This is a genomic window from Aphanothece microscopica RSMan92, assembly GCF_046613545.2.
Classification (GTDB): domain Bacteria; phylum Cyanobacteriota; class Cyanobacteriia; order PCC-6307; family Cyanobiaceae; genus NIES-981.
In genome coordinates, this window is record NZ_JBKKKY020000610.1 from 1 (window position 1) to 414 (window position 414).

Consider the following 414-nt stretch of genomic DNA (forward strand, 5'->3'; position numbering starts at 1 on the left):
ATCGCCCATCTGCGCAAGCGCAGCTATCCCGCCCAAACCCCCGCCCTGTTCCGCCGCATCTGGACCGAACAGGGCGCCGCGCTGATCGACCAGTTGCCGCCGCGCTGGCTGATCTCGGCCGCGATCACCTTTGGCGACCACGGCGCGACCGAGGCGCAGCGCCTGCTGGGGCGCGAGCTGGGGATGCTGTTCTCGGTCATCAAGCTGTATGAGTTCGAGCGCCAGTTCTCGGGCGTCCCGCCCGAGGTGCCCTTTCGCCTGCGTGACCGGATGCCCGCGCCCCTGCCACTGGACATGCCCAATTTCTCGCTGCTGCAAGGCGGGCTGGACGTGAACCTGCTGGCCCCGCTCTGGGCCCGCGCGACCGAGGTCGAGGGGCTGGGCCCGCTGGCCTGCCACCTGCTTGGGGCGCTG

1 protein-coding gene is annotated in these 414 nt (G+C 70.5%); it reads left to right on the plus strand.

Translation table 11 applies throughout. The features are described from left to right. The coding region (locus tag ACLD7X_RS19295; protein ID WP_411425291.1) for a hypothetical protein at nucleotides 1–414 on the plus strand (414 nt) is incomplete at both ends.